The sequence below is a fragment of the uncultured Albimonas sp. genome (genome assembly GCF_963977235.1).
Classification (GTDB): Bacteria; Pseudomonadota; Alphaproteobacteria; order Rhodobacterales; family Rhodobacteraceae; genus Albimonas.
In genome coordinates, this window is sequence record NZ_CAXBOD010000106.1 from 1 (window position 1) to 7,333 (window position 7,333).

Consider the following 7,333-nt stretch of genomic DNA (forward strand, 5'->3'; position numbering starts at 1 on the left):
GGCGAGTCGCTCAGGCATCAGACGCGAGAGACGGATCCGGAGAACAGGCGCGGGCCCTGTTCTTTGGTGAGGCAGGAGCCCGCCGGAGGCGCCCCCCGCCCACTTTCGCGCGCAGCGCCCGCCCCAAGGCGCCCGGCAGCCATGCCCGCCCGCAGGGCGCCTGCTTTCCCCTTGTCCCGGCAGGCGATCCGCCTTACCCCGCGCGGCAGCGCTTCCCCGGGGGACATCCATGGATCACTTCCTTTACCGTCACGGCGAGCTCCACGCCGAAGAGGTCCGCGTCGCCGACATCGTCGCGGCCGTGGGCGCGCCCCTCTACATCTACTCGACCGCCACGCTGACCCGGCACTACCGGGTGTTCGACGAGGCGCTCTCGGGCCTGCCGCATCTGATCGCCTATGCGGTCAAGGCCAACGGCAATCTCGCGGTGCTCAAGACGCTGGGCGATCTCGGCGCGGGCATGGACGTGGTCTCGGAGGGCGAGTTCCGCCGGGCGCTCGCCGCGGGCGTGCCGGGGGGCCGGGTGGTGTTCTCGGGCGTGGGCAAAACGGCCGCAGAGATCGCCTTCGCGCTCGCCCACAACGTGCGCCAGCTCAATGTCGAGAGCTTCGAGGAGCTCGAGCTCCTCTCCCAGGTGGCCGTCGCCAACAACGCGACCGCCCCCGTGGCGCTGCGGGTGAACCCGGATGTGGACGCCAGGACCCACGCCAAGATCGCCACCGGCAAGTCCGAGAACAAGTTCGGCATCCCCATCTCCCGCGCGCGGGAGGCCTATGCCCGCGCGAAATCGCTGCCGGGGATCGAGGTGATCGGCGTCGACGTGCACATCGGCAGCCAGCTGACCGACCTCGCGCCCTTCGAGAGCGCATTTCTCAAGGTCGCCGAGCTGACCCGCCGGCTGCGCGAGGACGGCCACGACATCCGCCGCATCGACCTCGGCGGGGGCCTGGGCATCCCCTACCGCCAGGCCAACGAGGCGCCGCCGCTGCCCTTCGACTACGGCGCCCTGATCAAGCGCACCGTCGGGGATCTCGGCTGCGAGATCGAGATCGAGCCCGGCCGCCTGATCGCGGGCAACGCCGGCATCCTCGTCAGCCAGGTGATCTACCGCAAGCAGGGCGAGGGGCGGGAGTTCCTGGTCCTCGACGCGGCCATGAACGACCTGATCCGCCCGGCGATGTACGACGCCTGGCACGACATCGTGCCGGTGGTCGAGCCCGAGCCCGGCGTCGAGAAGGCCGAGGTCGACGTGGTGGGCCCGATCTGCGAATCCGGCGACACCTTCGCCCGGGCCCGGCCGCTGCCGCCGCTGGGCGCGGGCGATTTGGTCGCGTTCCGCAGCGCAGGCGCTTATGGCGCGGTCATGTCTTCTGAATACAATGGCCGCAGACTGGTCCCCGAGGTGCTGGTGAACGGCGATCAATTCGCCGTGGTCCGCGCGCGTCCCAGCTTTGAAGACATGCTGGCGCGCGATACCATCCCCTCCTGGACCGCCTGACGCCCGGAGCCGCGGATCCGCGCCCGGGCGACCCGCCCCGCCGTTCCCGTCCCGGGCCGCGCGCGGGGCCCCCTGGCGCGGAGGGCCGCTGAATGACCCGTCCCACCGAGGACCCGAGGACCGACCCGCAGGGCGGCGCCGAAGGCGTCGACGCCGGGCGCGACAAGGTTCAGGCGCGCATCGCCCGCCAGACCAAACGCGCCCTGCGCACGCTGTGGCTCGAGCGGATCGTGCAATCCGCCTGGCCCGCCTACGCCGTGATCGCGGCCTTCCTCGGCCTCGCGCTTGCCGGCGCGTTCGAGGCGATGCCGCGCTGGGCCCATATCGTCTCGCTCGGAGGCTTCGCGCTGGGGCTGGTCGGGACGCTCGTCTGGGGCTGGCGCGCCTTTTCGCGGCCGACGAGGGCCGAGGCCCGCGCCTCGCTCGAGATCGATCACGCCGACCGGCCGCTCGCCGCGCTCGCCGACCGGCAGGCCACGGGCCAGGCCGATTCCGGCGCCCGCGCCGTCTGGGCCGCCCACCAGCGCCGCATGGCCGAGCAGGCGGGCCTGCTCAAGGCCCGCGCGGCCGAGCTGCGCCTGTCGTCCCGCGATCCGATGGCCTTTCGCCTGACGGCGCTGGGCCTGCTGATCTTCGGTCTTGCGGCCGCGGCCGGGGGCGGCGGGGACCGGGTGGTCTCGGCCTTCGATCCCGGCGCGGGGCCCGCCGGCGCCGCCGAGATCCGCCCCTCGATCGAGGCCTGGGCCACGCCGCCCTCCTACACCGGCGCCCAGATGGTCTACCTGACCGAGCGCGCGGGCCAGAGCGTGGCCCTGCCGCAGGGCTCGCGGATCTCGCTGCGGGTCTACAACGCCCCCGACGCGCCGTCGCTGCGCCAGGACGTGGCCGAGGGCGAGGTTGCGCTCGCCCCCTTCGGCGACCAGACCTGGGACCTGCAGATGGAGGTCGCGCGCAGCGGCGCCCTTTCGGTCGATCCCGGGCAGGGCTCGGACGCCTCCTGGTCGTTCGAGATCGCCGCGGACGCGCCGCCCGCCATCGCCTTCGACGATGAGAACGAGCCCGCCGTCGGCCAGGCCGAGACCGGCGCCCTGCGCGTGGCGTTCGAGGCCTCCGACGATCACGGCGTGACCACCGCCTGGGCGGTGATCGCGCTCGACCGCGCCGCGCTCGCCGGCGAGGCGGATCTTCTCCCCCCGCCGCCGGGCCTGCAGGAGCCCATCGAGATCGAGCTGCCCCTGCCCCTGACCGGCGCGGCCGAGTCGGTGCGCGAGGCGCTGATCGAGGATCTGACCGAGCACGGCTGGGCCGGCCTGCCGGTCACCGTGACGCTTCATGCCGAGGATGCGCTGGGCCAGACCGCCACCGCCGGCCCGCGCGCGGCGGTCCTGCCCGCCCGTCCCTTCTACGATCCCATGGCCCGCGCCCTGGTCGCCGAGCGGCGGGCGATCGCCTGGTCGATGTCCAACCTTCCCCCCGTCTCGCAGCGGCTGAAGGCGGTAACCGCCTATCCCGACGACTGGTTCGACAACCTCGCGGGCCCCTACCTGATGATCCGCACCGCCATCCGCCGGCTGGACTATGCGCTCGACGACGGGCGCGAGGTCGAGGAGGTCGCCTCGGTGATGGACATGCTCTGGCAGGCCGCGCTGATGCTCGAGGAGGGGGACCTGAACTCCGCCGCCGAGCGTCTGCGCCGCGCCAAGGAGCGGCTCTCGGAGGCGATCGAGCGCGGCGCCTCGCCCGAGGAGATCTCCCGCCTGATGGAGGAGATGCGCCAGGCGATGGCCGAGCTTCTCAACGAGATGGCCCGCCAGGCGATGGAGAACATGGACCCCCAGCAGCAGGGCGAGCAGCAGAATGGCCAGCAGCTGACGGGCCAGGACCTGCAGGAGATGCTCGACGAGATCGAGCGCATGGCCCAGGAGGATCCCGAGGCCGCCCAGCAGATGCTCGAGCGTCTGGCCCAGATGCTGCAGAACCTGCAGATGCAGGCCCAGCAGGGCGGCGAGGGTCAGCAGGGCGAGGGTCAGCAGAGCCTCGATGAGCTCAACGACATGCTGCGCGAGCAGCAGGACCTCGCCGACCGCAGCTTTGGCGAGATGCAGCGTCGCCAGGGCCAGGGCGGCCAGCCTGGCGAGGGCCAGGAGGGTCAGCCCGGCGGCCAGGGCGGGCAGGAGTTCGGCCAGAACGGACAGTCGGGCGAGCAGGGCATGCCCGGCATGGGCGGCGACCGGCAGGGCAACGGCATGGCCGGCGCCGCGCAGGAGCAGGAGGCGCTGCGCCAGCTGCTGGACGAGCTGCGCCGGAACCTGCCCCGCGGCCTCAGCCCCGAGGCCGAGGAGGCGCTGCGCGGCGCCGACGAATCGATGGACGGCGCGCGCGAGTCGCTCGAGGGCGACGACCCGGGCCAGGCGCTCGACGACCAGGTCCAGGCGATGGAGAACCTGCGCGAGGGCGCCCGCCAGCTCGGCGAGGCGATGAGCCAGCAGGCCCGCAACGGCCAGGGCGACCGCGCGGGCCAGGGCGATCCCAACGCCCAGGACGAGGGCCGCGACCCGCTCGGTCGCCCCACCGCCAATCGCGGGGCTCTGGAAGGCTCGGACACCGAGATCCCCGGCCAGGAGGCCCTGAAGCGCGCCCGCGAACTGCTCGACGAGATTCGTCGCCGCGCCGGCGACCGCACCCGCCCGGATGTGGAGCTCGACTACCTTCGCCGCCTGCTGGAGCGGTTCTGACCGCGCGCCCGGCCCGATCCCGGCCGGATCCCGGCCCGATCTTGGAGCGCCCCGCCGTCGCGTGGGGCGCGCCTCCTCCGGCCGCCGCACGCTCCGCCCCCCGATCCCTCTGAGAGCTCCGCGGATCCCGGTCGACGCCCGCGCCGGGCGCCGACCCGGCGCCGCGGCAGGCGCGCCGCCGGCTCCAGGCGCGACAGTCGCCGCGGCGCGTGCCCGGGCGCCCCGGCGAACCCGGGACCGCCCGCCACACGCGCCCCCGCCGACCCGCCGCGGCGAGCGACCGGCCCGCCCCGGCGCGACCGTCCACGCCGCGGCTTCCCCGCGGGACGCGGGCGCCTCCGATCGATGTCCTGCGCTCAGTGTTTCTCGAGGAAGATCTCTTCCTGCACCCGCCCGGTCTCGCGCCAGCCGGCCTCGGCCAGCAGCGCCAGGACTTCGGGCGCGTTGCGCGCGCGGGTCTCGATCATCATCACGCCGCGGTTCTCGGCCAGCACCCGGCCCATGCCGCGCAGGGCCGCCGCCTCATGCCCCTCGACGTCGATCTTGATCGCCAGCGTCTCGCCCGCCGCGCTCGTCAGATCGTCGAGCCGCGCCGTGCGGATGGTCTCGGACCTCGCGAAATCCCGTCGCGCCGCCTCGTCGGCCGAGGCCGACAGCGTCGAGAGCCCCGAGGAGCGGGGATCGATGGCGATCTCCGCCGCGCCCTCGGTCTCCGACAGCGCCAGCGGATGCACGCGCACCCGCTCGGCCAGCCCGTTCAGCCCCAGGTTCCGCTCCAGCTTGGCGCGCGTCGCGCCGACCGGCTCGAAGGCCTCGATCGCCAGCTGCGGATGCGCCAGCCCCAGCGTCACCGAGTAGAGCCCGAAGTTCGCCCCCACGTCGTAGAGGCGCGAGGGCCGCGCGCGCGCGACCATCTCGTCGAAGCGACGCCGCTGCTCGGCCTCGAAGGGCTGGCCCGCGAGCAGGCGCAGGTCCAGCCAGTCGCCCGGATCGAGCTCCCAGCGCGCGCCCAGCCGTTCGGCGACCCGCGGGCGGCGATCGAGCCGCGCCAGCCGTTTCCGGATGCTCCACCAGAGTCGCATTCAGTCGTCCCCCCCTCGTCCCTGCCGCGCCAGCCACAGCCGCCGCCGGATCCCGTCCCGCCAGCGCCGCGCCCGCCCGTCGAGATGCCCCACCGCCGCCGGATGCCCCAGCGCGCCATAGACATGACCGCCCCCGGCATAGAGGTCCAGCACCCCCTCGAGCCCTTCGGCCTTGCGCGCCCCGGGCGGAATGAACTGCAGCGTCCGCGCCCGCGCATGGGCCACGTCGACCAGGTGAGGGTTGTTCGACCGGCCCGAGACCCGGCAGCAGGGAAACGGAACCTGCGGCTGCGGGGTCATGAAATGATCGTAGCCCACCGCCCGGTTCCAGCGCTTGTTGAACCGCAGGTGGTCGATGCCGTGCGCCGCCATCCCCTCGACCAGCGCGCCCAGCCGATGTCCGATCGCGCCGGGCAGGAACACGAAGTCATGCTCGAGCTGGCAGGCGAAGTCGCCCTCGGCCATCTCGATCGAGCGGCGATAGCCGTCGGCGAGGCCGTGGGTCTCGACCACCTCGATCTCGCGCCCGGGCAGGGGGGCGCGGGCGGCCTCGATCCAGGCCTCCAGCGTTTCGGGGTGGGGATTGGGGTCGCAGAACAGGCGGATGCGCAGATCGTGCGAGGCCTCGGGGTCGAAGGCCGCCAGGAAACTGGCGCCCGCATGGCCCGCCAGGCACCGCGCCGGATCGGCCGAGGCCACGTTCGAGAACAGGTTGAGGTTGAAGACCGGCCGCGCCATCGTGCCCCTCGAGATCCCGCCCCGCCCGGGCGGCCGCAGGACCCTAGGAGCGCCCGCATGGCGGAGCAATGCCCAACCCCCACGGACCTTCGGTGCTGACGTCCGCCCGCGCCGCCTGGGCCCGCCAGGACTTCGCCCCCCTGCGCGCCGCCCTGTCGCGCGCCTGGGAGGTCGCCCCCGTCGCCGCCCGACGCGCCCCCGAGGGCGCCCTGCAGGACGGCCTGCGCCGCATCGAGGGCCCGGTCGCGGCCAACCCGATGTCGGGCGCCCTGTTCCTGCGCGGCCGCCGGCTGGCCCCGCCGCCGCCCGAGGCGGGCGGAGAGCCGCGTCCCACCGACTGGATCGTGCAGAGTTTCCCCAGCCGCCTGCGCTACCCCGCGCTTGCGCCGCTCTGGTACGGGCAGACCGCCGACCTCGCCGCGATCCTGGTCGAGGCGCTGCCCCGCGCGATCGCCCTCGAGAGGGCGCCGGAGGCGGCGGGGGCGGTGGCGCTGGTCTCGCTGCGGCTGGGCCGGCTCGACCGGATGCAGGAGATGCTGAACGCCGGCGTCTTCGCCCCGCGGGCGGTGAAGGTGCACGCCTGGGACAAGCTGATCTCCGCCCCGCTCGCCTGGCGGCTCGAGACGCCGCCCGCGCCCGAGGATCTTCGGACCGGGGCCGCGCGGCTGCGCGCGGCGTTTGGGGGCGAGGCGGTCGGGGGGGCGCCGCTGGTCCTTCTGAAGGGCGGCGAGGCGGCGGCCGCCGCCGGTCTGGCCGAGGCGGCCCGGCGCGCGGGCGCCGCGATCCTCGACCCCGACGCGACGCCCCTCGCGCGTCTGGTTCGCGCCATCGCCGCCGCGCCGCGGCTGCTGGTCGGCGGGCGGGGGGAGCTCGCGGCGGCCTTGCTTGCGGGGGCGGGCTGCGCCGTGGGGGAGCTCGCGGCGCCTGCGCGGGCGCCCCGCGGGGCGCTCGCCGCCGCCGCGATGGAGAAACCGCCGGAGATTCTCGCGGGCGAGGCGGCGGACATCTGGCTGCGTGCCGGGAGCGGAACCGCAAGCCTCTGAAATTTCACGTAGTTTACCAAACGAGCAAAAATTTCACGAAGCTGCAAAAAAGCGGTTGCACCTCCCGGGGAATCCCCCTAGAAACCGCCCTCACCGGAGCGGGGGCCAACACAACGGCTACCGCGACGGACCGGAAAGAGAAGCGAAAGCAAGATCTTACCGGGAGGGGGCGAAGGCCTCCGGCTCTTTGACATTGCGGGTTCTGGAAGGGACGTGCGGACGGTTCGGGTGTTGGGG

5 protein-coding genes are annotated in these 7,333 nt (G+C 73.9%); 3 read left to right on the forward strand and 2 right to left on the reverse strand.

The window, feature by feature from the left end:
• Window positions 1–229: 229 nt before the first annotated feature.
• Window positions 230–1,498 (forward strand): diaminopimelate decarboxylase, encoded by a 1,269-nt coding sequence (gene lysA, locus AAC134_RS22980; protein WP_339951986.1) that lies wholly within the window; start codon window positions 230–232, stop codon window positions 1,496–1,498.
• 92 nt (window positions 1,499–1,590) lie between these two features.
• Window positions 1,591–4,233 (forward strand): TIGR02302 family protein, encoded by a 2,643-nt coding sequence (locus AAC134_RS22985; protein WP_339951988.1) that lies wholly within the window; start codon window positions 1,591–1,593, stop codon window positions 4,231–4,233.
• Between the two features lie 356 nt (window positions 4,234–4,589).
• Here AAC134_RS22985 and AAC134_RS22990 read toward each other — a convergent pair whose 3' ends face one another.
• Both AAC134_RS22990 and AAC134_RS22995 read right to left on the reverse strand, forming a co-directional pair.
• Window positions 4,590–5,315, reverse strand: a complete 726-nt coding sequence (locus AAC134_RS22990; protein ID WP_339951990.1) for an FkbM family methyltransferase — start codon at window positions 5,313–5,315, stop codon at window positions 4,590–4,592.
• Window positions 5,316–6,053, reverse strand: a complete 738-nt coding sequence (locus AAC134_RS22995) for a hypothetical protein (RefSeq protein ID WP_339951992.1) — start codon at window positions 6,051–6,053, stop codon at window positions 5,316–5,318. It lies immediately after the preceding gene.
• Window positions 6,054–6,145: 92 nt separating this feature from the next.
• Between AAC134_RS22995 and AAC134_RS23000 the strand changes: the two genes are divergently transcribed.
• Entirely contained in the window at window positions 6,146–7,096 is a 951-nt protein-coding gene (locus tag AAC134_RS23000; RefSeq protein WP_339951994.1) for a hypothetical protein, read from the forward strand.
• Window positions 7,097–7,333 lie beyond the last annotated feature (237 nt).